This window comes from Citrobacter sp. JGM124 (genome assembly GCF_018257795.1).
GTDB lineage: Bacteria > Pseudomonadota > Gammaproteobacteria > Enterobacterales > Enterobacteriaceae > JGM124.
This window is the reverse complement of sequence record NZ_JAERJD010000002.1, coordinates 325,260-347,908: the sequence shown is the minus strand read 5'-3', so window position 1 is coordinate 347,908 and position 22,649 is coordinate 325,260. Positions and strand designations below refer to the sequence as shown.

General features: G+C 48.6%; 21 protein-coding genes and 1 pseudogene. 8 read left to right on the top strand and 14 right to left on the bottom strand.

Annotation, left to right across the window (positions count from 1 at the left end; genetic code table 11):
• Window positions 1-875: pseudogene (locus tag JK154_RS04140) on the top strand (helix-turn-helix transcriptional regulator).
• Here JK154_RS04140 and JK154_RS04135 read toward each other — a convergent pair.
• The 3 genes from JK154_RS04135 to JK154_RS04125 form a co-directional block, all read right to left on the bottom strand.
• Window positions 805-1,308 (bottom strand): YbaK/prolyl-tRNA synthetase associated domain-containing protein, encoded by a 504-nt coding sequence (locus JK154_RS04135; protein ID WP_211991362.1) that lies wholly within the window; start codon window positions 1,306-1,308, stop codon window positions 805-807. The pseudogene JK154_RS04140 and the gene JK154_RS04135 sit on opposite strands and share 71 nt — an antisense overlap.
• A gap of 100 nt (window positions 1,309-1,408) precedes the next feature.
• The gene (locus tag JK154_RS04130) at window positions 1,409-2,695 is read right to left on the bottom strand and encodes a YeaH/YhbH family protein (protein ID WP_211991232.1); all 1,287 of its coding nucleotides are present in this window, start codon (window positions 2,693-2,695) and stop codon (window positions 1,409-1,411) included.
• Between the two features lie 159 nt (window positions 2,696-2,854).
• Window positions 2,855-4,789, bottom strand: coding sequence for a PrkA family serine protein kinase (locus JK154_RS04125; RefSeq protein ID WP_211991231.1), 1,935 nt, complete (start codon window positions 4,787-4,789; stop codon window positions 2,855-2,857).
• 489 nt (window positions 4,790-5,278) lie between these two features.
• Here JK154_RS04125 and JK154_RS04120 point away from each other — a divergent pair, with 489 nt between their 5' ends.
• Window positions 5,279-6,025 carry a MipA/OmpV family protein gene (locus JK154_RS04120; protein WP_211991230.1) on the top strand — a complete coding sequence of 249 codons (747 nt, stop codon included), beginning with the start codon at window positions 5,279-5,281 and terminating at the stop codon, window positions 6,023-6,025.
• A gap of 680 nt (window positions 6,026-6,705) precedes the next feature.
• On the opposite strand, the gene JK154_RS04115 is transcribed toward JK154_RS04120, so the two are convergent.
• Window positions 6,706-7,587: a D-hexose-6-phosphate mutarotase gene (locus JK154_RS04115; protein WP_211991229.1), complete on the bottom strand. Its 882-nt coding sequence runs from the start codon at window positions 7,585-7,587 to the stop codon at window positions 6,706-6,708.
• Between the two features lie 78 nt (window positions 7,588-7,665).
• Entirely contained in the window at window positions 7,666-8,661 is a 996-nt protein-coding gene (gapA, locus tag JK154_RS04110; RefSeq protein WP_211991228.1) for a glyceraldehyde-3-phosphate dehydrogenase, read from the bottom strand.
• A 343-nt stretch (window positions 8,662-9,004) separates the two neighbouring features.
• Between gapA and msrB the strand changes: the two genes are divergently transcribed.
• Window positions 9,005-9,418 (top strand): peptide-methionine (R)-S-oxide reductase MsrB, encoded by a 414-nt coding sequence (msrB, locus tag JK154_RS04105; protein WP_211991227.1) that lies wholly within the window; start codon window positions 9,005-9,007, stop codon window positions 9,416-9,418.
• Window positions 9,419-9,459: 41 nt separating this feature from the next.
• The gene (locus tag JK154_RS04100) at window positions 9,460-9,741 is read left to right on the top strand and encodes a YeaC family protein (RefSeq protein WP_211991226.1); all 282 of its coding nucleotides are present in this window, start codon (window positions 9,460-9,462) and stop codon (window positions 9,739-9,741) included.
• A gap of 85 nt (window positions 9,742-9,826) precedes the next feature.
• Here JK154_RS04100 and pncA read toward each other — a convergent pair whose 3' ends face one another.
• The 3 genes from pncA to sppA all read right to left on the bottom strand — a co-directional run bounded on the left by pncA (window position 9,827) and on the right by sppA (window position 13,566).
• Window positions 9,827-10,480, bottom strand: a complete 654-nt coding sequence (gene pncA, locus JK154_RS04095) for a bifunctional nicotinamidase/pyrazinamidase (protein ID WP_211991225.1) — start codon at window positions 10,478-10,480, stop codon at window positions 9,827-9,829.
• Between the two features lie 8 nt (window positions 10,481-10,488).
• Entirely contained in the window at window positions 10,489-11,505 is a 1,017-nt protein-coding gene (gene ansA, locus JK154_RS04090; protein ID WP_211991224.1) for an asparaginase, read from the bottom strand.
• Window positions 11,506-11,715: 210 nt separating this feature from the next.
• A complete protein-coding gene (gene sppA, locus JK154_RS04085; RefSeq protein ID WP_211991223.1) occupies window positions 11,716-13,566 on the bottom strand; it encodes a signal peptide peptidase SppA in 1,851 nt (616 codons plus the stop codon).
• Between the two features lie 181 nt (window positions 13,567-13,747).
• Here sppA and JK154_RS04080 point away from each other — a divergent pair, with 181 nt between their 5' ends.
• From JK154_RS04080 to JK154_RS04065, 4 genes are all read left to right on the top strand, one after another.
• Window positions 13,748-14,299, top strand: a complete 552-nt coding sequence (locus JK154_RS04080) for an NAD(P)H nitroreductase (protein ID WP_211991222.1) — start codon at window positions 13,748-13,750, stop codon at window positions 14,297-14,299.
• Window positions 14,300-14,423: 124 nt separating this feature from the next.
• The gene (selD, locus tag JK154_RS04075; protein ID WP_211991221.1) at window positions 14,424-15,467 is read left to right on the top strand and encodes a selenide, water dikinase SelD; all 1,044 of its coding nucleotides are present in this window, start codon (window positions 14,424-14,426) and stop codon (window positions 15,465-15,467) included.
• A gap of 4 nt (window positions 15,468-15,471) precedes the next feature.
• On the top strand, window positions 15,472-17,451 hold the full coding sequence (locus JK154_RS04070; protein ID WP_211991220.1) for a DNA topoisomerase III: 1,980 nt from the start codon (window positions 15,472-15,474) through the stop codon (window positions 17,449-17,451).
• A 134-nt stretch (window positions 17,452-17,585) separates the two neighbouring features.
• Window positions 17,586-17,858 carry a DUF1496 domain-containing protein gene (locus JK154_RS04065; RefSeq protein ID WP_349291095.1) on the top strand — a complete coding sequence of 91 codons (273 nt, stop codon included), beginning with the start codon at window positions 17,586-17,588 and terminating at the stop codon, window positions 17,856-17,858.
• 89 nt (window positions 17,859-17,947) lie between these two features.
• On the opposite strand, the gene JK154_RS04060 is transcribed toward JK154_RS04065, so the two are convergent.
• From JK154_RS04060 to JK154_RS04035, 6 genes are all read right to left on the bottom strand, one after another.
• Window positions 17,948-18,526 carry a PadR family transcriptional regulator gene (locus JK154_RS04060; protein ID WP_211991219.1) on the bottom strand — a complete coding sequence of 193 codons (579 nt, stop codon included), beginning with the start codon at window positions 18,524-18,526 and terminating at the stop codon, window positions 17,948-17,950.
• A 10-nt stretch (window positions 18,527-18,536) separates the two neighbouring features.
• Window positions 18,537-19,301, bottom strand: coding sequence for a siderophore-interacting protein (locus JK154_RS04055; protein ID WP_211991218.1), 765 nt, complete (start codon window positions 19,299-19,301; stop codon window positions 18,537-18,539).
• 356 nt (window positions 19,302-19,657) lie between these two features.
• A complete protein-coding gene (locus JK154_RS04050; RefSeq protein ID WP_211991217.1) occupies window positions 19,658-20,083 on the bottom strand; it encodes a pyrimidine (deoxy)nucleoside triphosphate diphosphatase in 426 nt (141 codons plus the stop codon).
• 110 nt (window positions 20,084-20,193) lie between these two features.
• Window positions 20,194-21,099, bottom strand: a complete 906-nt coding sequence (locus JK154_RS04045; protein WP_211991216.1) for a hypothetical protein — start codon at window positions 21,097-21,099, stop codon at window positions 20,194-20,196.
• Between the two features lie 206 nt (window positions 21,100-21,305).
• Window positions 21,306-21,863, bottom strand: coding sequence for a DUF2867 domain-containing protein (locus JK154_RS04040; protein WP_211991215.1), 558 nt, complete (start codon window positions 21,861-21,863; stop codon window positions 21,306-21,308).
• 59 nt (window positions 21,864-21,922) lie between these two features.
• Window positions 21,923-22,600: a VTT domain-containing protein gene (locus JK154_RS04035; RefSeq protein ID WP_211991214.1), complete on the bottom strand. Its 678-nt coding sequence runs from the start codon at window positions 22,598-22,600 to the stop codon at window positions 21,923-21,925.
• Window positions 22,601-22,649: the final 49 nt, after the last annotated feature.

Below are 22,649 nucleotides of genomic sequence, written 5' to 3'. Positions count from 1 at the left end.
ATGGAACGAGACTTAACTCTCGGTGGCTTTGATCCTGATAGCTGTACTGCACTGGCACAGGCTTTCAGAGTCAGGGCCGCGGAGAATGACCAGGAGATTCCGTTTCACTCCCACCGTAAAGGGCAGCTGATCCTTGCATTACATGGTGGTATCACCAGTGAAGTTCAGCAAGCTATGTGGATGGTTCCGACACATTATGCGGTCTGGATACCCAGTAACATGCAGCACAGTAATCGTGTCACTCACAATGCCCGGCTCTGTTTTCTGTTTATTGAGCCGGGGAGTATGGCGATGCCGGACACGTGCTGCACGCTGAAAGTTTCGCCGCTGGTCAGGGCACTCGTCCTGCACCTGGCGGATGTTCCTTATGCTGATATTAACCAGCCTGCTGTGCAACGTCTTATTCAGGTTCTGTTTGATGAACTCCCTAAACAACCGGTTAAGCAGCTGGATGTGCCTATTTCTGAAAATGCGAAAATCCGGGTGATGGCGGACGGAATGATCCGTAATCTGCAGGGCAGACGCCCACTTTCCGCCTGGGCTGATACTTTTGCCATGAGCGAACGTAATTTAGCCCGTCTGATTGTCAAAGAGACCGGGCTAAACTTTCGACGCTGGCGTCAGCAGATGCAGCTCATTATTGCTTTACGGCTGCTCGTCGGGGCCAGAATGTACAGCAGGTATCAGCGTCACTCGGTTATGACTCTACGACTGCATTTATTACAATGTTTAAAAAAGCGTTAGGCACAACTCCGGGGCGTTATCTTAAGAATCTGGCTGATGATATGACGCAGCCCACGATGACTAACCCTGACGATGAAATGTCACCAACGTGGGCCGGGCAATGCGCAAATAGTCTTCGCTACGAAGAATAATCGAGCTTTCCAGTGAACCTGCGTTAAACGCAATTTCATCGTAATTTTCAAATAGATAAGGGTCTGCAATGAGTTTGAGTTCGGGATGAAAACTAAAGGGGGGGATGGCACCAAACACGCAGCGCGTTAGCGTGTCTACTTCCAGGGGGCTGGCCAGGGATGCTTTGCTGGCAGAAAAATAGTGGGCAACCTGGGTCAAATCGGCTTGTTTCTCGGCAGAAAGTACCGCCAGTACATGCTGTTTCACGCCTTGTCCCTTAATTTTGCAGACCAGGGCTTTAGCGCCTTGACCTAACGCCGTGCCACGAAGCAGAGAAACGTCCTCACACTTGCCTGCGGTAGGGTGCTGCATCAGGCGATAGCTGGCACCTTCCTGATTCAATAACGCCACCAGCTGCTGGTGGATGGAAATAGGTTGATTATCAGTGGTCATCATCTTTTCTTATGTTGTCGTTCATTATCTGGGGAGCTTGCCCCAGATACCTGAGTCGTCTATGGAAATATTTCCCTTCGGTACAGGCAAGGGGGCAGGGTTAATCGGGAACATCATGCAATTGCTTACGGAAAAGCTCACGGAAGACTGGGTAAATATCATTCTGATCACGAACAGTCTGTATCGCAAAATTATCGTAGATGGTCTGTAATTTTTCATACTCTTGCCAGAGGCTCTGGTGAGTTCGGCGTGTTATCTCGATGTAACTGTAATACCGTACCGCGGGCAGGAGTTTTTCCATTAAGATCTTTCGGCACAGGGGGGAGTCATCAGCCCAGTTATCCCCGTCAGAGGCTTGGGCCCCATAGATGTTCCACTGGGTAGGGTCATAGTGTTTTTCAACCATCTCAGCCATGAGTTTCAAGGCACTGGACACAATCGTGCCGCCGGTCTCTTGTGAGTAAAAAAACGTCTGTTCATCCACCGCTTTTGCCTGGGTATGATGGCGAATATAGACGACCTCTACATTTTTATAACTGCGGCTGAGGAACAAGTAGAGTAAAATATAGAAACGTTTAGCAATGTCTTTGGTGGCTTGATCCATCGAACCGGAGACATCCATCAGGCAGAACATCACGGCCTGACTGGATGCTTCCGGGCGTTTTTCATAATTTTTAAAGCGCAAATCAAATGTGTCAATAAATGGAACCCGCGCAATTTTTTCGCGCAGTTCAGCGATGTCTTTGCGCAGCTGTTCCTCGGCTAATAACGAACACGGCTCAACGTGTCCTGCCGCCTCAAGATTATTTTCCATTTCATGAAGTTGCCGACGTTTTCCTGCAGTTAACGCTGTACGACGGGCAAGGGAATTTTGCAGTGAACGCACTACGCTGATATTGGCGGGAACCCCATTGGCAGTATAGCCAGAACGGTGAGTGCTATACTCTGTCAGCTGACGGTACTGGGTCCGTTTCAGGTTAGGCAGGGCAAGATCTTCAAACAGGAGATCCAGATATTCGTCTTTGGATATGTGAAAAATAAAATCTTCACTGCCTTCACCGTCTTCGCCTGCGTTCCCATTATTACTGCCGGTGCCGTTACCCTCCTGACCCTGTGGGCGTGGGATACGATCACGTTCAATAAAATGGTCATTTCCCGGGTGTACTCGATGACGTATCCCCCCGATCCCCTGATGAAACATGGGTTCTTTGATGGTCTCTTTAGGGATAGTCACCGACTCGCCCTGATCGACATCGGTCACTGAGCGTTTATTCATCGTCCCGGAAACGGACTGTTTAATTTGTGCTTTATAACGGCGCATGAAACGCTGGCGGTTCACCGCACTCTTATTTTTTCCATTGAGTCGCCGGTCTATAAAATAGGTCATAGCTCCCCCAAATAGTTGCTGCAGGCCCGTGTCAGCCAGGAAGAGAGAGTCTCATCCTGACGGCTCAGGTTGCCAACATCGCACAATACATGGATGCTGCATGTTTTGATGACCGTGGTTATTATTGTCTTGCACCCCGGTTTTCATCGCATGCGACGTTTATGACGATTTACGTACCCGTAAATACCACTCACATAACAGACGTACTTGTTTACGGGTGTAGCCCTTTTCCATCATGCGGTGAACAAAATCATCATGTTTTTTCTGCTCATCGTTTGATGTTTTTGTATTGAAAGAGATAACAGGTAGCAATTCTTCAGTATTGGAGAACATCTTTTTTTCAATCACAGTGCGCAGTTTCTCGTAGCTGGTCCAGCCTGGATTTCGCCCATTGTGGTTGGCTCTGGCGCGCAGCACAAAATTCACTATCTCATTACGAAAGTCCTTCGGATTACTGATACCCGCTGGTTTTTCGATTTTTTCCAGTTCAGCGTTTAATGATTCTCTGTCAAATAACTGCCCGGTATCAGGATCACGGTATTCCTGATCCTGGATCCAAAAGTCTGCATAGGTAACATAGCGGTCAAAAATATTCTGCCCATACTCAGAATAGGACTCAAGGTAGGCCGTCTGGATCTCTTTGCCAATGAATTCGGCATATTTCGGGATTAAATACCCTTTCAGATATTCCAGGTATTTCTCGGCCAGCTCCTGGGGAAACTGCTCCCGTTCAATTTGTTGTTCAAGAACATAAAATAAATGTACCGGGTTGGCGGCCACTTCAGTGTGGTCAAAGTTAAAGACCCTGGACAGTATTTTAAACGCGAAGCGAGTCGAGAGGCCATTCATCCCTTCATCGACTCCGGCATAGTCCCGATATTCTTGATAGGATTTTGCTTTTGGGTCGGTGTCTTTTAAGCTTTCCCCATCATAGACGCGCAGCTTTGAGTAAATACTGGAGTTTTCCGGATTTTTAAGCCGCGATAAAACAGAAAACCGTGACAGTGTTTCCAGCGTACCAGGGGCACAAGGTGCCTGGGACAGTTCACTGTGTTGTAGCAGTTTTTGATAAATTTTGATCTCTTCAGAAATGCGCAGGCAATAGGGAACCTTGACGATATAAACACGGTCAAGGAAGGCCTCATTATTTTTATTATTTTTGAAGCTGACCCACTCGGACTCGTTAGAGTGCGCCAGGATAATACCGTTAAACGGCAGGGCGGAGAGGCCTTCAGTGCCGTTATAGTTTCCTTCCTGAGTAGCCGTCAGAAGGGGGTGCAGCACTTTTATCGGTGCTTTAAACATCTCGACAAATTCCATAATGCCCTGATTTGCACGGCACAGTGCACCAGAATAGCTATAAGCATCAGGATCGTTCTGGGCAAAGTGCTCCAGTTTACGAATGTCCACCTTGCCAACCAGTGCAGAGATATCCTGGTTATTTTCATCACCAGGCTCTGTTTTCGCTATCGCGACTTGTTCCAGTATCGAAGGCCAGACTTTTACAACGGTAAACTGGGTAATATCCCCCCCAAATGCTTTCAGACGCTTGGCGGCCCAGGGTGACATAATCGTTTCGAGGTAGCGAGGGGGGATACCGTACTCAGCGCTCAGAATATGCGCATCTTCCTGTGGGTTGAACAAGCAAAGTGGGTGGTCATTGACTGGGCTATGTTCGCCATTGGCACTGAGCACATAAATGGGAACATGCTGCATCAGAGCCTTAAGGCGTTCTGCCAGAGACGATTTACCGCCCCCGACGGGCCCCAGTAAATAAAGAATTTGTTTTTTCTCTTCAAGGCCTTGAGCAGCATGCTTCAGGTAAGAAACAATTTGCTCGATGGCATCTTCCATGCCGTAAAAGGACTCAAACGCGGGATAACGGGCAACGACACGATTGGAGAACAGACGTGATAATCGAGGATCCGTCGCGGTATCCACCATAACGGGTGTACCAATGGCTGTCAGTAAACGTTCTGCAGCATTGGCATAGGCATTTTTATCCTGACGGCACAGAGTTAAAAACTCCTGCAGGGAAAATTCTTCGTCTTTGGCTGCTTCATAACGCTGGCGATAGTGATCGAATATATTCATAGTCTGTCGTCCTTTCGTTTAGCACAGAGGAAAGAGCTATTGGCGTTAATATTTATCGTCGCAGCTCCCCTGGAGATGAATAAGCAATACCTGTGCCAGCTTGTTTACTGGCGAAATTAAACGGGCACTTCCCTGTAACACGGCCTATTTTCAGTTTTATCTGTATTGACTATTTTCGACTCCCCATTCTGAATCCGGTAAGTCTTTGGGCATTGAGCCCATAGCCATCATCCTGTAACTCAACTTATTTTGGTGTATACGTAATAAAGGGTAGATGCCATTTAAAAAAATGCTTTCTGTTAAGATGACCTTTTATTGCGATAGTGATAATTAATCTATCGAATATAACGTATGTGATAAGCATTCCAGACTATCAACAAGTTTATTACTAAAGTATACTTTTCTGTATAGTGGAAATAATTTGTGATGGTTATTGCGGAAAGTTACACTAAGGCATGATTAACGGTTGATTGAAAGGATTGAATTATTGTGAGCAAAGTTAAACTTCTTGTATTAGGTGTATTGATGGCCTCCTCTGTTTCTCTGGCTCACGCTGAAGGACCATGGTCTGTCGGTGCCGGGGCATTAGTGACACCGAACCCTTATAAAGGCGATCAGGATCGTGTTTATCCAGTCCCGATAATCGGTTATGAAGGTGAAAACTTTTATATCCGTAGCCTGAATGCGGGCTACTATCTGTGGAATGATGATGCAGACAAGCTTGCTGTGACGGCTTATTATTCTCCTTTACGTTTCCGTCCAAATGACAGTAATGACAATGGAATGCGCTCACTGGACAAACGTAATTCTACCGTGATGGCGGGCCTGTCTTATGCCCACTTTACCAATTACGGTTTCTTGCGTACGGTACTGGCCGGAGACATTCTGGATAATAGCAATGGTATTGTCTGGGATACGGCATGGCTGTACCGTTATAACACCGGTAGCCTGACACTGACCCCGGGTGTTGGTGTGGGCTGGAACAGTAAGAATCAGAACAAGTACTATTACGGTGTGGGTGGCAATGAGTCACGCCGCAGTGGGCTTGATCAGTATAATCCTAATAGCAGTTTCTCACCTTATGTTGAACTGTCTGTTGATTATGCCCTGACCGATGACTGGACGCTGTTCGGAATGGGTCGTTATGTCAGACTGTCTAGCGAAATCACCGACAGCCCGATGGTTGACAGCCATTGGACTGGGGCATTGCTGGCGGGTGTGACTTATAGCTTCTAATCGGTAGTCCGGCAGTCGATAACCCTGTTATCGGCTGCTGTCCGTTGCTGGAAACAGCATCTTCGTTTTGCTCCCCTGTATGACACGCGATATCGTGGGTCTTTACCCCCTGCCGTGGTATTGATTTCGCTGCCATCCGGTGCTTACCCCCCACTGACTCAACCAGTAACTGTGTGCCCACGTACTATTCTGCCCGGCTTATTGCTGCCCGCCGCAGGCAAAAAGGCTTAATCACGTCCAGGCATAGAGGCACTAAATAAATATTTAAAAAGACATATATTATTTTCACATATTAAGAAGTAACAGGGCGATACCGTGAATGGCAGTTCCGGTAGCAATAATATATTCAGTCCCCACACCGGTAGAAAATAGCGATTATTCCCTGCAGCAACGTATTAATAGCAGCAAGATATACAGGTGTTCAGGCAAATTCAGCCATGTCTGTAATAACTAAAAAACGATCCTGATTAACATATATGATATACAACAGGACCTGTTTTCTGACCTGCAGGCAGTAAAAAGTTGAAACCCAAATTGATACAATAAGTTACCTGATGGCTGGTGGCGTTATATTATCAACGGGCTATAACGGGACGGGGGAATATCAATGAACAAACGGGGATTACTGCGTCATACGTCGTAATACTGTTGCGCTCGTTATGCAAGCGCAACAGTCGGTTTCATTTCGATAAACGAATAGTCTGTCCAAGACGGGCAGGTTTACCTGCTGTCGCTGTTTGTGTTTCAGTAACACAGGCGGTCTCTACACAAACAAAGGTTTTATAACCATCGTCGGTTAAATCACGCATGGAGACTGACAACGCTGGACCTGGATTCCATGCCACGACATTATGATGGTGGTGATGTATCACATTGATTCGACGTTGCAAGCCACCATCATGGATAACGCTGCACTCTTCAGGGGCAAGGTAGACCCTGTCCGTACGGTCAGGAAACGTCTGTATACCGTCCGCCAATTCACCCCGGATACCGCCCAGCACCTTATCAATGTATGTCGGACCAAGGCCGCTGACGCTAACATCAGCAATATCACCCACAGTGAAGTAGCTGTGTAAAGCAGAAGTGACCTCAAACTCACCGTGTGCTTCAAGCTCTATTTCACAGGACTTACCCAGTTTAAAGCGGGCATATAGTGTGAACTCATGTGGCCAGAGTTTTAGCGTTTCGGCCGTGTTCTTCAGTTCAAAGGTGAGCACGACACCATCGGCATCTTCGTTATGTGCACTCAGTGTCCAGGGTAGGTTACGGGCAAAACCATGGGCGGGTAATGAAGCCTCTTCTGCGGGGCCAAACCACGGCCAGCAAATAGGCACGCCCCCCCGTAATGCGCTGCCTTTGTGGAACAGGGTATTATCACTGAGCCACAGTACTGGTTGTGCGCCTTCTGGCTGCCAGGCAAATAAATGGGCACCTTGTAGTGCAATAGCGGCATGAACCTTGTCATGTTCAATGACAATGACTTCTAACTGGTCTTGCTGACGCACAGAGATAGCCGGTGTAATTTGCTGAATAACCGGCAGAGCAAAAATTTTAGTTATCATTCACATGGCCTCTATAATCGAAAGCAATAAAAAAGGGCGACAACCGTCGCCCTCTAAGGATTAATTACTCATTACAACTTATTTAGAGATATGAGCAATCAGATCCAGAACTTTGTTAGAGTAACCGGTTTCGTTATCGTACCAGGATACCAGTTTTACAAAGTGATCGTTCAGTGCGATACCGGCTTTAGCATCAAACACTGAAGTGCAGACTTCACCGTTGAAATCGGTAGAAACAACGTCATCTTCGGTGTAACCCAGAACGCCTTTCATAGCGCCTTCAGAAGCGGCTTTCATTGCCTTTTTGATCTCTTCGTAAGATGCTGGTTTTTCCAGACGAACGGTCAGATCGACAACAGAGACGTTAGGGGTAGGAACACGGAATGCCATACCAGTCAGTTTGCCATTCAGCTCAGGCAATACTTTACCTACCGCTTTAGCTGCACCGGTAGAAGATGGGATGATGTTCTGTGATGCACCACGACCACCACGCCAGTCTTTGTGAGACGGGCCATCAACAGTTTTCTGTGTTGCGGTAGTTGCGTGAACAGTGGTCATCAGCGCTTCAACGATACCGAAGTTGTCATTGATAACTTTAGCCAGTGGAGCCAGGCAGTTAGTGGTACAAGATGCGTTAGAAACAATATCCTGACCTTTATAAGTTTCAAAGTTAGCACCCTTAACAAACATTGGGGTGTCATCTTTAGAAGGACCAGTCAGAACAACTTTCTTAGCACCTGCGGTGATGTGTTTACGCGCTGTTTCGTCAGTCAGGAACAGGCCAGTTGCTTCAGCAACAACATCAACACCGATTTCGTTCCACTTCAGGTTGGCTGGGTCTCTTTCTGAAGTGACACGAATAGTTTTACCATTAACCACCAGATGGCCGTCTTTAACTTCCACAGTACCGTTGAAACGACCGTGTGTAGAGTCGTATTTCAGCATGTAAGCCATATACTCAGCGTCTAACAGATCGTTGATACCAACGATTTCGATGTCAGAACGTTCTTGAGCAGCACGGAAAACAATGCGACCGATACGGCCAAAACCGTTGATACCTACTTTGATAGTCATATATTCCACCAGCTATTTTTTAGTGAATAAAAGGTTGCCTGTAAAATTACAAAAACCTTACGCATCGTCAAGCGGAATCGTGTCAATCAATGGTACAAATCAATTTTTCGTCCATTGAGTGTACGACAACCTCCACTCTGGCCCCTGAATTGGCAACCTTGATATGGGGGTGCCTGGGATGATGTTAAACACATACTCTGCAAAATTGCGACGTTCGTCTCGTTTTTGACTGAGCCAATAAATTCTTGTTTAGTTTAGAACAAAAAGCAGCGTGGTGCTGTTAAATTTTTGTTGTAGTATGGGGTTTGAGACACATTGATTGACCCGTCCGAGAGATTTATTTATGTCAAACACGTTACCTCCTGATCAAAAAAAGAAAAACCTCAACGAAATGCAATATCATGTTACGCAAATGCGTGGCACCGAGCCGCCTTATTCCGGGCGACTCTTGCATAACAAACAGGACGGCATCTATCACTGTCTGGTTTGTCAGGCCCCTTTATTCCTTTCCGAAGCAAAGTATGACTCTGGTTGTGGGTGGCCAAGTTTCTATCAGCCAGTGAGCCCTGATGCCATTCGTTATCTGAGTGACAATTCCCATGGTATGGAACGTATTGAGATTCGTTGTGGCCATTGTGATGCGCATTTAGGGCATGTCTTTCCTGACGGGCCGCAGCCCACGGGGGAACGTTATTGCGTTAATTCAGCGTCACTGAGCTTTACTGATGAGCAGAATGGAGCCCAGACTGAAGGGTAGAGAATCGATTCAGCAAATTATTCCGCAGCAGGATGAAAATAATGGACGATCTGGATAAAATAGTGGCCGCAATGACCCCTGAAATATATCAACGCCTGGCAACGGCTGTTGAGCTGGGCAAATGGCCTGATGGCGTGGTTTTAACCCCGGAGCAGAAAGAGAACAGCCTTCAGTTGGTCATGCTCTGGCAGTCACGGCACAATACGCAGCCCCAGCACATGACCATTGATACGGAAGGGCAAATGGTGATGAAGAGTAAACAGCAGCTAAAAGCAGACTGGGGTATTGGTGCTGATGCCATCACCACGATAAAAATTCACTGAAGGCTTACCCCGCCACCCGGCGGGGGTAAGCCTGGCATGAGCCAGGCCGGTCGTTCTGCCTGGCGAATTCCCGGTCAATGTGCGCTTATTGTGACTGGGCCGCGAGTTGCGCCCTGAATACATCAAGCGTCATCAGCGTTGCCCCACTTTCAGCCATTTTCAGCAATGCCTGTTCACTGTCCTGGGGCTGTAGATTAACTCCCCGGCAACCCTCTGTAATGACGGTGACCTGGTAACCCAGGGATAATGCATCCAGCACGGTAAACTTGACACAATAGTCAGTGGCTAATCCCATAATCACCAGGCTGCTGACGTCTTGCTGACGCAGCCAGTCATCCAGGCCGGTATGATGGCGATGACCATTGTCAAAGAAAGCGCTATAGCTATCAATCTCCTGCTGACAGCCCTTCAGGGCAATATGATCAATAGCTGCAATATTCAGGTGCTGATGAAACTCAGCGCCATAGCTGTTCTGAACGCAATGATCTGGCCACCAGGTTTGTGGCAACCCATCAAGAATACCTTGCAGAAATGGCTCACTGTCCTGGACACGGGCAAAGCTTCCGTGATCGGCCGGATGCCAGTCCTGGGTGGCGATAATTTTGCAACCACGGGACGTGAAGAGGGGGATCAGCGAGTTGGCAATTCGGACGGTCTGCTCCCCCTCTGGCACAGCAAGGGAGCCATCAGCACAAAAATCATTTTGCAAATCGACTAATAATAACGCTTGCTGGGACATAAAATACCTTAATCATCTGGTGTGAGCTCACCACGCAGATTGCGTGACATGGCAGCGCGTATGGTGGGGACATCATGGCCCTGACTCAGTAGATAATGCAGTTTCGTTAAGGCGGCTTCAACGGTCATATCCTCGCCACTGATCACCCCTGCCTCTGCCAGGGCGTTACCTGTTGCGTACCCTCCCATATTGACTCTGCCAGACATGCATTGTGTCAGGTTAACGACAATGATCCCCCGATCGCAGGCTTCACGTAATTCCTTAATAAAATCCCCTTTCTGTGGTGCATTCCCCACACCGTAGGATCGTAAAATCAGTGCTTTTACCGGCTGAAGCAGAAAGTTTCTTACGACATCAGCAGATATCCCCGGGTAAATCGTGACCACGCCGATCGGCTGAGGGGATACGTGGTGAACGATTAACGGCCCCTGACTCTGTGGTGCCGGAGGGGTATTCAACCGACGAATGTGGATACCGGCTTCCAGTAATGGTGGGAGGTTGGGGGAGCTGAACGCAGCAAAACCATCCGCATGGGCTTTGGTTGAGCGGTTACCCCGATAAAGTCGATTGTTAAAAAACAAGCTGACTTCATTAATCGGATAATTAGCAGCGATATAGAGCGAGTTGAGTAAATTTATTTGCCCATCAGAACGCAGCTCTGCCAGGGGGATTTGTGACCCGGTGACAATGACCGGCTTACCTAAGTTTTCCAGCATAAAGGAGAGCGCGGAGGCGGTGAACGCCATCGTGTCCGTCCCGTGCAAGATAACAAAGCCGTCATATTTATCATAATTGGCTGAGATATCATCGGCAATATGCTGCCAGTCCGCTGGTGTCATATCCGATGAGTCCATCAGTGGCTGGTATTCATGAATAGAAAAGTCAGGCATTTCAGGACGGTGGAACTCGGGCATCAGGGCGAGTTGCTGCTGGAGGTGGCCAGAAACAGGTATGTAGCCTTGGGTTGAGCGCTGCATGCCGATGGTTCCGCCTGTATAGGCAACATAAATAGATTTCTTTTGCATAAACATCGCTCAGTCGGTGTAGTCGTTAAGAAGTGGCAGAGTATAGAGCGACGGAAGAAAAAAAAAAGCCCATCCGGGATAAGAAAAGGGTATTGATTAAATTCAATACCCTTTTAACGTGTGGAACGACTGGCTGATGCTGAGATAAGTCGGTTCGATACTCAGCATCAGGGAGCGTTTACCCGCCCGGGACCCGGGCGGGGGAGGCGATTACTTTACGTCTCCGCAGGTCAGACAGAACGCATAGCGATTTTGCGGGTCATTCATTAGCGCAAATTGATCGTTTTGTGCTTTAACTGCCATGGCGGCATCAGCCAACGGTGCGGGCAAATAAGCTTGCAACGCCTGAGGTAACGCCGCGCGTACCGAGCCGGTTACTGAGTCAAACACACGATCTAATAATGTTGATTCTTCCTGCCAGAAACTGAGATGCCACTGTTTCAGCTGTGCCAGTTCAGCGGCTTTTGCCACAGCATCATCAAAGTCTCCCAACGCATCAACTAACCCTTTCGCTTTAGCATCTTCACCCGTCCAGACATGGCCCTGGGCAATCGCGTCAACCTGTTCCGGTGTCATCTTACGGGCATTTGCCACCAGGTCGATAAACCGTTGATAACCATGTTCAATAGATAGCTGAATCATCTGCTGAACTTCAGGCGAGAGTGCTTTGGTGACGGCCAGATCAGCCAGTGGTGATGTTGATACCCCATCGGTATACACGCCTACTGAGGCCAGCGTGTCTTGCACGGTATTAATCACACCAAATATACCGATAGAACCCGTCAGGGTACTCGGGTTAGCGATAATATAGTTCGCGGGTGTAGAGATCCAGTATCCACCAGACGCGGCCATGCCCCCCATAGAAACCACAATCGGTTTTCCAGCATCCCGGGCTGCCATCAGTTCACCACGAATCAACTCAGAGGCGCTCACGCTTCCCCCCGGGCTGTTGACCCGAAGCACGATGGCTTTCACCGTTGGGTCAAGACGTGCGTCACGGATTTGTGCCGCAGTGGTGTCTCCGCCAACTTGCCCCGCGGTTTCAGGACCATCCATTATAGCCCCATTAACAAAAATGACAGCAATCGCGCCACCTTCAGATGATGCAGGCTTCAGGCTATAGTCATAAATACTGGTGTAGTTAAAGTCTTTATTTTCCTGGCTCCAGCCAAACTGCTTGATCAGTGCCTGATCAACTCGGGCATTGGGTGCCAGCTCATCGACCAGTTTGTTATCCAGCGCGTACTGAGCCGTATCACCGTTGAGTTTTTTAAGATTATCCAGCATCACTTGTGCGCCAGGGAATGCCTGTTGCACTGTTATCTGGCGGTTTGCTGCAATGGTGGTGATAAAGTTCTGCCACAATTCCCCTATCCACAGACTGTCTGCTTCCCGCGCGGCAGGTGACATGTTGTCCCGCAAGTAAGGCTCAACAGCTGATTTATAGGTTCCTACCCGGAATACGTAGGTTGAGACTTTCAGTTTGTCCAGTAATGTCTTGTAATATAAAGTATTGGTGGCAAACCCGCGCAGTTCGACATTCCCTTGTGGCGAAAGCCAGATCTTGTTGGCAAAGCTCGCCAGATAGTACTGGCCTTGGTTGTAGTCATCACCTCGGGCATACACAGGCTTACCTGTATCACGGAATTCACGCAGGGCTTTACCTATGTATTGCATCGAGGTCTGATCTGCGCCGGCAAAATCTTTCAGGTCAAGCACAATCCCGGTAATGTTACTGTCGCTTTTGGCCTGACGAATGGCATCGACAATATCAAATAATGAGTTTTCTTGTAGCCGGTTAGAGTTCGCTCCTAATAGCTGGCGACCAATGATACCCAGCTTGTCATTAACGGAGGGCTTGTCAACGATGACCCCCTTGATATTGAGTAACAGGGCGCCTTGAGGCGGTTCCGCTGAATCGCTTTTGGCCTGTAACCAAATACCCACACCCACGAGTACTATTAAAATAAAAAGTACATTCAGTACTAACTCGCGAATAAAATTGAGCAGACGCCATGTCCACTTAAAAATACCCGTAATTAATCGCCCAATAATGCGCATATTTTCTCCATAACTGCCACTTGGATGCTCTCACGTCGGAATGTTGAACGCTAAAATGCTGAGCGTGCCGATTATCCTAAAGATCCGATGACAAAATGTCAGTAGCCAATCGGTGTTGCACTGTAATAAAAGTAGTGGTTATGTTAGTTTTGTGAATAGAAATCATTTAGGGGAAAACATTATGGATGCTCTTGAACTCCTTATTAACCGTCGCAGTGCGTCCCGTTTAATTGAACCGGCACCATCGGGTGAGGTGCTGGAAAATATCCTGCGTGCGGGTATGCGTGCGCCGGATCATGGCACACTGCAGCCCTGGCGTTTTGTTATTATTCAAGGGGAAGGGCGTGAGCGTTTTGCCCAGTTGTTGGTCAAAGCAGCGACTGCTGCAGGGTTTGATGATAAGGCGCTTGAAAAAGCCCGCACTGGCCCATTGCGGGCCCCACAAATTATTGCGGTGATTGCGCACTGTGATGATAACCATAAAGTGCCGGTCTGGGAGCAAATAGCCTCAGCCAGCTGTGCGGTGATGGCTATGCAAATGGCGGCACTCGCCCAGGGGTTCAACGGTATCTGGCGCAGTGGCCCCTGGACGGAAGATGCCTCAATCTGTGAAGCATTAGGGGGCCGGGCACAGGATAAAGTCGTGGGCTTTCTCTATTTGGGAACGCCACAGCTTAAAGCATCGGCAACATTTACCCCGCCAGATACCGCACCATTTGTACACTATTTTTAATTAAAACAAGAAAAATGTCTGGATTACGTGTAATAAGACGCTAATCCAGACAAGCAGACTTATCAGAATGGCATTTGAGCGTTACCATATCCCCAATGGTGTGCATCGATGACAGGAGAGACTGATGAGTGAGCAACAGGTTAGGCTGACACAATATAGCCATGGTGCTGGATGCGGCTGCAAAATTTCCCCCCAGGTATTAGAAACAATTCTTCATAGTGAACAGGCTAAATTTATTGACCCCCATTTGCTGGTCGGGAATGAAACCCGGGATGATGCGGCGGTTTATGACTTAGGGAATGGCACCTGCATCATCAGTACTACCGACTTTTTCATGCCGATTGTTGACTCTCCGTTTGACTTTGGCCGTATCGCTGCCACGAACGCTATCAGTGATATTTATGCCATGGGGGGGAAACCCATTATGGCTATTGCCATCCTCGGCTGGCCGGTGAATACCCTTGATCCTGCTATCGCCCGGCAAGTGATTGAAGGCGGCCGTTTTGTCTGCCAGCAGGCGGGCATATCCCTGGCAGGGGGACACTCGATCGATGCCCCGGAACCAATTTTTGGCCTCGCAGTGACCGGTATCGTCCCCACTGAAAAGGTAAAGAAAAACAGTTCCGCCCAGGCCGGTTGCAAACTTTATCTGACCAAACCACTGGGTATTGGCATCCTGACAACGGCAGAGAAGAAATCGCTCCTCCGTCCGGAACATCAGGGCCTGGCGGCTGAAGTAATGTGTCAGCTTAATGATGCTGGCGCTGAATTTTCTGAGGTAGCAGGCGTCACGGCGATGACGGATGTGACGGGCTTTGGTTTGCTGGGGCACCTTAGCGAAATGTGCCAGGGCGCTGATCTGCATGCGGTGGTTAATTTTACGGCGGTACCCAAGTTACCCGCAGTGGAAAGCTACATTGCCCAGGGCTGCGTTCCCGGTGGTACAGGACGAAACTTTGCCAGTTATGGTCATTTAGTCGGTGAGATGCCGGCAGCCTGGCGCGATTTACTCTGTGATCCCCAGACCTCCGGGGGACTGCTGCTCGCAGTACGGGATGATGCCCGGCAAGCCGTTCTCGACATCGCCGAGCGTCACGGAATGACGCTCAATGTGATGGGAGAACTTTATGAAAAACGCCCCGGGCAGCCCATGATTGAGGTTCGTTAATTTTATGCGGTTGTTTATTGCCGAAAAACCGAGTCTTGCCCGAGCGATAGCCGATGTCTTGCCAAAACCTCATCGACGAGGGGATGGTTTTATTGAGTGTGGCAGTGGGCAGGTTGTGACGTGGTGTATTGGTCACCTGCTTGAACAGGCGCAGCCCGACGTCTATAACGAACGCTATGCGCGCTGGAATCTTGCTGACTTGCCGATTGTGCCTGAGAAATGGCGTTTACAGCCACGCCCCTCTGTCACCAAACAGCTTAATGTGATTAAACGTTTTCTGAATCAGGCCGCTGAAGTGATACATGCTGGTGACCCTGATCGTGAAGGTCAATTACTGGTTGATGAAGTCCTGGACTACCTGCAGCTCGCGCCTGAAAAGCGCCAACAGGTTCAGCGTTGCCTGATCAACGATCTTAATCCTCAGGCCGTGGAGCGGGCCATCGCCCGACTGAGGCCTAACAGGGAGTTTATTCCCCTTTGTGTTTCTGCCCTGGCTCGTGCCCGTGCAGACTGGCTATATGGTATCAATATGACCCGCGCCTATACCCTGTTGGGGCGCAATGCGGGCTATCAGGGCGTATTATCTGTTGGCCGGGTTCAGACCCCAGTGCTGGGGCTGGTAGTACGCCGGGATGAAGAAATAGAAAACTTTATCCCCCGGGACTATTTTGAAGTCAAAGCACATATCGTCACTCCGGCGGATGAGCGTTTTATTGCACTCTGGAAACCCAGTGAGTCTTGTGAGTCACACCAGGATGAAGAGGGACGCTTACTGAACCGAAAACTGGCGGAGCATGTGGTTGCCCGAATCACCGGGCAGCCAGCGACAGTGACGAGTTATCAGGACAAACGTGAATCAGAAATTGCACCTTTGCCTTTCTCGCTATCCAGTTTGCAGATTGATGCTGCCAAACGCTATGGCTTAAGTGCGCAGACTGTCCTGGATATTTGTCAGAAGCTCTATGAAACCCATAAATTGATTACCTATCCACGTTCTGACAGCCGTTATCTTCCGGAAGAGCATTTCGCCGGGCGCCAGGCCGTGTTGAACGCCATCGGTATTCAGGGGGATTTTGATCCTTTCCCGGCCATTGATGTGTCAATACACAACCGATGCTGGGATGACAAAAAGGTCGACGCCCACCATGCTATTATTCCCACGGCTCGCAGCAGCAAAGTCTCTCTGACGGAAAATGAGTCCCGTATTTATAATCTGATTGCCCGTCAGTATTTAATGCAGTTCTGTCCTGATGCTCAGTTTCGGAAATGTACCATTGAGCTGGATATTGCCGGGGGAAAATTTATTGCCAAAGCCCGTTTTCTGGCCGAAGCAGGGTGGCGGGCTTTGCTGGGCAATAAAGAACGTGATGAAGACAATGACGGTACTCCATTGCCGGTTGTGGCCAATGGTGACGTCTTGCTCTGTGAACAGGGTGAGGTGGTTGACCGTCAGACCCAGCCTCCGCGGCATTTTACCGATGCCACCTTACTGTCTGCGATGACCGGTATCGCTCGCTTCGTTCAGGATAAAGAGCTCAAGAAAGTACTGCGGGCAACGGATGGTTTAGGCACCGAGGCGACCCGCGCAGGTATTATTGAACTGTTGTTCAAACGTGCATTTTTGGAAAAGAAGGGACGGGCTATTCACGCCACACCAGCCGGGCGGGCTCTTATTCACGCATTACCGGAACTGGCGGCCCGCCCCGATATGACCGCAAACTGGGAAGCGACCCTGACACAAATCAGTGAGAAAAACTGCCGTTATCAGGACTTTATGCAACCCTTGATTGACACACTGCATTCACTAATCCATCAGGCCCGGAACACAAGGGTACAGGATACTTTTCAGGGGATCAGTGCTCCAGCCACGCCCCGGGCGGGCAAGGAGCGAAAGAAAAAAGCAGGAAAAGGAAATGCGGGTATTAACACGCGAGGACGACGTTCTGGTGGGACTCCGCCCGTAGCCCAACGCCCCGGTGACTAACGGAATGGTTTTTTTTACTGTACTGTACGGTTATGAATAAAAGGCTACCGATTCGCACCGGGTAGTTTCATCACTAAAACGTGTTTACAGGGGGGATGATGGAGTTAAAAAACAGGCCAGTAAAGAAGGTCTCAATAAAATGCGTGCTTGCTGCGGCGCTGCTCAGTTTGCCACTGCTGGCCACCGCAAATAATGGTACCGATCTGGGGGTTGTTATCCCCCCTGAAGTATTTACCCAGCAAGGGACGAATCAGCAATCTGTGCCTTGTTTGCAGTGCTGTATTTATGGCAATAAAAATTACACCGAGGGGGCGATTATAAAAATGGAAGGTATCCTGCTTCAGTGTTCAAGAGACAGTCAGGTCATCAGCACCAACCCACTTATTTGGCAGCGTATCCAGCCTTAAGTAATCAAACCGGGCGGTTGCTTATTCCTTACGGTGTCAGCAAGCCGCCTCCTGGTTTACCGGACACCGGGCAGGACTGTGGTTGCACCTTAACGCAACGGGCAGCGTTCAATATCTTTGGCGGCCTGATCCAGAATATCGATGATTTTATAGAGTGCCTCCTGCGGAATGTCGTCCGTGCTGAGTTTGGTATTGAGAGCACTCCTGAAGTTATGAATGGCCCGTTGTACTTCAGGAATACGACGATTATCCCCCAGCACCCCCAGTGATGTCAGACGTTCAATGATGGCATTAACGTCATCTCGTTGCCGGGCCAGTGATGTTCTGCCCTCATCCGTCAGCTGCCAGGCTTTTTTACTGGACTGACTGTCCGTCCCCTGGATATATCCCATCTCTTCGAGCAGTGTCAGGTTTGGATAAATAATTCCCGGGCTTGGCACATACTCACCCTTGGCTAGCGCTTCTATCGATTTAATCAGCTCATAGCCATGGGCGACGTTTTTCTCAAGAATATGCAGAATAAGCAGACGAATGTCGTTGGCATCAAACAGCTTTTCACGGCGGTGACGTGCCTTGCCTTCCTGGGTTCGGTGTTCCTGACGCCCGTGGCCTTTGGCCCACCTTTCATGGAGATCGTGTTTTTTACCGTTCAGATGATGGTGTCGCATATTCACTCTCCTATTTTTTATGCCAGTACGCTGCGGCGCGCACATAGTCGGTGTCAAGGCCGTGGCTTGCCAGCAGATTATCGCTGAGTTGTTTTACCTCTTCACCTTCACCGGTGATCCAGACAAAGTAGTCTTCTGCCGGGATGGTAAGCGAATGGAGTTTCGCCGCGATTGATTTGCTGTCCAGCCATTCAATACTGGCATGAGCACACTCACTCAAATAGGGCTGGGTTTGTGGCTGGCTACAGTTGACCAGTACTTGGGGCGTTATGTTGTCTGGTAATGAACGTAAGCGGCGAAGCACGGCCGGTAAACCAGTCTCATCGCACACGTAAAGCTGCCAGGCATAATCAGTAGGGATCACCAGTGACCCACGTGGGCCGCCGATCATCAGGGTATCACCCACCGTTGCCGCTTTTGCCCAGTCGCTTGCGATCCCCCCATCGTGAATGAAGAAGTCGATAGTCAGTTCATTACGCTCGGCATCGAAGGCCAGCGGGGTATAGTCGCGCGAAGCCGGGCGCGGTCCCTCAGGCCAGACAATGCCTTCATCCGTCATTTTGGGTAATGCTAATGGCTTACCCGGCTCAGGGAAAAATACCTTCACATGATCGTCAAAGCCTGATGATGAAAACCCGGCAAGTTGTTCACTGGTCAGAACAATACGATAAAAGCAGCTGACGATGATTTCCTTACTTTTAACGACTAATTCTCTGAATTTCAGTTCATTCATTACACGTTCGGGGCGTTTGGGTTTGTTTTGTTTGATGGCCATTTTATCGTCTCTTTTATGTCGTAAGATATATCATAGATATGTTTTATCACGTGACGATGATTCTGTCTCTATCAAAAAATGTTTTTTTTAACGCGTCTGGCGGAGCGGCGGGGAAAGACAGATGAGTACGGTCATGAGAGGCGGGGCGGAAGGCTCGCCCGCCACTTTCGGTTATTTACCGGGGGAATGCTGCATGCCCAGGGGACGGTGTGACACCGCTACCATGCGGCGCCCCTGGCCATTTATTCAGACGCGCTTCAGGTGTGTATGCTTACCCATAAAGGGTGCAGGCATGCCAGGAACGGCGTGGATAGCGCTGACCGGGCACAGGGATGTTAAAGGGTTAAAAACCAGCTTTAGCGTTCGGTGCTGTTCACCGCCCGGTGTTTTATAAAAGCCATGAGTAGCGGAATATCAGCCGGGGCCAGCATTTGGTTATCCGCATACTCTTGAGCCTCAGTCAGTGAGCACCAGACCAGCTCGCTATGACATAACGGCTGGGGAATACCCGTAAACTGGCAGGTATGCCAGGCATGTAACACAATCAGTCGATCGGCTATTTGCCACTGCTGGCTGGCAATGTAATGGCCAATTTCTGCATCAATACCCAATTCTTCCCTGAGCTCACGAGCCAGGGCTTGAGGCTGAGTTTCTCCCGCCTCCATTTTACCGCCAGGAAACTCCCAATAACCTGTCTGATCCCCGGATTCTGGCCGGCGAGCAAGTAAAATTTTTCCGTTATATTCAATAATTCCGGCAACAACATCTAAAGGGGTAGTCATGTAACATATTTCCCGAAAAAAGGCATGGAAGAGGGAACTTAGCCGCTTTGGGTGCCAGTCTGTCACCCTGTCGGAAGTAAGTACCCTGAGTCCGGGGGATGATCCCGCATCTATTTAGCTAATTCTGGCGTCCCGGCGCAAGAATCAGTAATTTTTTCACCTGCATCTTCCAGGAAACCAACATACTGAGAAAGCACTCTCTCTGGCATTGGTGTTTTTTTGTGGACATCGCAGCTTGACTGATATGCCTTAAGACACTGGTAACTATAAATCAGGTCACTTCTTTCATTTTTTAACGCAAAAAAATGTTTGTTCCTTTCTCCTTTATTTGTCATTTCACCAATGCGCTCATTTAGTGCTTTTATTTTTTCAACGACGATATCGCATTGCGCATTACGGCTATTCAGTGCAGCCAGAGCCTCAGTTTTAATCTGGTTAAAATCATCACTTCCATACAATATTGCTCTTTCTGGCTGTGAAATTTTGGTATAGATATGCTGTGGAAGTTCTGGTGATGACACAAAATCACTAAAATCGGGCATCCATTCGTGTTGATCTTTTTTCTTCATCGATGCTTTCAGCGAAAAGGTCAGGCTCTGGTTTGCTTTTACTGGCTGGGTCCACAGAGTATATCGATTGTTATTCAATAGGATATCATGTTTTTTCTTTTCATAAATATCATCAGTAAAGTGATATTTCCCCCGGATAATATATTCTTTAAGCTGGTAATTCAGTACGTCAGCTCGGTTTCGTTCTGTACCACTAATATCATTATCATCAATCTGAGTTATAGTGATGCTATCAACAGCACCCAGCTCTTTAGTATTATTAAAAATGTATTTTTTTATCTGGGTTAATGTGGGCGCCGCATCATTATCGGTGCTGGTGATGGTACTCTGATTCTTGTCTGTTTGGTGATGCTGGGGCGCTGCGGTATTTTCTTTTGCAGAATCATCACACCCGGAAACACTCCCTAAGAAACCACAAATAATAAAACCAATAATAATTTTTTTCATTTCATTACCGCCAATTTATCTGACAATTGCCTTATGACATAGATTGATTACCTTGGCTTAACTATAGATGATGTCTGGCCCTTGTCGCAGAAAAATACCTGTCAGATAAAGGGAGAGGTGACGAACTAAACCGACAAGAAAAGAGAACCGGAGGCCCGCAGTGAGGAGTGCTTCTTCTATGGCTGTGCGCTTTTAATGACGGGCCTTCATTGCATTTTCTTCGTCATCTGAGCCACAGAGTGCAGCATTCGCCGTCTAATCAGACCGCTGACTGGCCTGATTAAATACCAGTAGGGGGCAAATTTCCGCCGTGCGGTGTTATCCAGACAGAACACGCGGGTTTCTGTAGTCAGACGAGTATGAGTGTCATCTAACTTCTCAGCATAATAGCTGAGTACCAGTTTTGCGGTTTCCGGTTCATTAAATAATTGAAATGCTTTGGCATCGACGACAGAGACTTGCCCATAGTCAGGCTGCCAGAACTTACCCGCGAGTCCAAAAACGATCTCATGATCGTCGTTTCGTTCCAGAAGGGTAAAATTTTCGAGGCTAAAAGCCGGCCTTGATACCATGGTACGGCCTCGTAGCTTGCCAAACAGGCGTACTGGTATTTCACGCAGGGCGATGGCAGCCCGGAAAAATTTGTCATTTTCAGGGCGATATGCCTGTACTGCCGCCATAACCACGGCCTGGGGGGCTGCAATGCTCAGGGCATGTTTTTCGCTAAAGTGAAACAGGGGCAGATACTTGTTATTGAGTGGCAAGGAAGCACCTCCAGAAACCAGAGAGCAATATCCTGTGTGATGTAAGCCATGACTCAGATTCACTCAGGACGTGATTTATTGACTGATTTTAACAGCCAGCGTGACACCAGCGGCAGTGCCCCTAATAATAAAAAAAGTAACAGGATCTTGGGTGAAAGGATGTCTTGCATGCTCTGAATTTGACTCAGTTCGCGTCCGGTGCTGATGTACAACACAATCGAGGGTAAAAGACCCACCAGGGTTAACAGCGCATAGCGTAAGACCGGGAACGGGGTCAGCCCCATCAATAAATTAATGACTGAGAAAGGCAAAACCGGCACCAGCCTCACAGCAAACAGATAGTAGGAACCATTGTTTGCCATTCCCTGATTCACTTTATCCATCATGGTACTGAAACGTCTTTGCACCCAGTCGCGTAACAGGTAGCGACTCAGTAACATGGCAATGACAGCACCGCTGGTGGCGGCGGTGGCGACCAGCGTAGTTCCTTCCAGTAAACCAAACAGGGCCCCGCCCAGTAGGGATAATATCCGCGTCCCGGGGATAGACAGGGCAGAGATCAGGAAATAGGTCAGGAAAAACAATCCTACCGTGGCCTGAGGATGGTCATTTTGCCAAAGTTTAAGCTGCCCCTGGTAATGCTGCAGTGTCCCGAGACTTAAGGTTCCCGGGGGGATAGAGAGATAAATCACCACAAACAGAACGACAAACAGCGCCAGTATTAGACTACGTCCCATAAGGGAGCCTTCTGCTGTAATTCATCGCCATATTGTCGTTCTCCTCGGG

Bases quoted from the DNA above. Each gene is read 5' to 3' on its own strand.
- JK154_RS04060 (WP_211991219.1), bottom strand. From the start codon at position 18,526: ATGCGACACCATCATCTGAACGGTAAAAAACACGATCTCCATGAAAGG.
- JK154_RS04070 (WP_211991220.1), top strand. From the start codon at position 15,472: ATGCGGTTGTTTATTGCCGAAAAACCGAGTCTTGCCCGAGCGATAGCC.
- JK154_RS04045 (WP_211991216.1), bottom strand. From the start codon at position 21,099: ATGAAAAAAATTATTATTGGTTTTATTATTTGTGGTTTCTTAGGGAGT.
- JK154_RS04125 (WP_211991231.1), bottom strand. From the start codon at position 4,789: ATGAATATATTCGATCACTATCGCCAGCGTTATGAAGCAGCCAAAGAC.
- JK154_RS04100 (WP_211991226.1), top strand. From the start codon at position 9,460: ATGGACGATCTGGATAAAATAGTGGCCGCAATGACCCCTGAAATATAT.
- JK154_RS04135 (WP_211991362.1), bottom strand. From the start codon at position 1,308: ATGACCACTGATAATCAACCTATTTCCATCCACCAGCAGCTGGTGGCG.
- JK154_RS04130 (WP_211991232.1), bottom strand. From the start codon at position 2,695: ATGACCTATTTTATAGACCGGCGACTCAATGGAAAAAATAAGAGTGCG.
- JK154_RS04115 (WP_211991229.1), bottom strand. From the start codon at position 7,587: ATGATAACTAAAATTTTTGCTCTGCCGGTTATTCAGCAAATTACACCG.
- JK154_RS04035 (WP_211991214.1), bottom strand. From the start codon at position 22,600: ATGGGACGTAGTCTAATACTGGCGCTGTTTGTCGTTCTGTTTGTGGTG.
- selD (WP_211991221.1), top strand. From the start codon at position 14,424: ATGAGTGAGCAACAGGTTAGGCTGACACAATATAGCCATGGTGCTGGA.
- JK154_RS04080 (WP_211991222.1), top strand. From the start codon at position 13,748: ATGGATGCTCTTGAACTCCTTATTAACCGTCGCAGTGCGTCCCGTTTA.
- JK154_RS04050 (WP_211991217.1), bottom strand. From the start codon at position 20,083: ATGACTACCCCTTTAGATGTTGTTGCCGGAATTATTGAATATAACGGA.
- msrB (WP_211991227.1), top strand. From the start codon at position 9,005: ATGTCAAACACGTTACCTCCTGATCAAAAAAAGAAAAACCTCAACGAA.
- sppA (WP_211991223.1), bottom strand. From the start codon at position 13,566: ATGCGCATTATTGGGCGATTAATTACGGGTATTTTTAAGTGGACATGG.
- JK154_RS04055 (WP_211991218.1), bottom strand. From the start codon at position 19,301: ATGGCCATCAAACAAAACAAACCCAAACGCCCCGAACGTGTAATGAAT.
- pncA (WP_211991225.1), bottom strand. From the start codon at position 10,480: ATGTCCCAGCAAGCGTTATTATTAGTCGATTTGCAAAATGATTTTTGT.
- ansA (WP_211991224.1), bottom strand. From the start codon at position 11,505: ATGCAAAAGAAATCTATTTATGTTGCCTATACAGGCGGAACCATCGGC.
- gapA (WP_211991228.1), bottom strand. From the start codon at position 8,661: ATGACTATCAAAGTAGGTATCAACGGTTTTGGCCGTATCGGTCGCATT.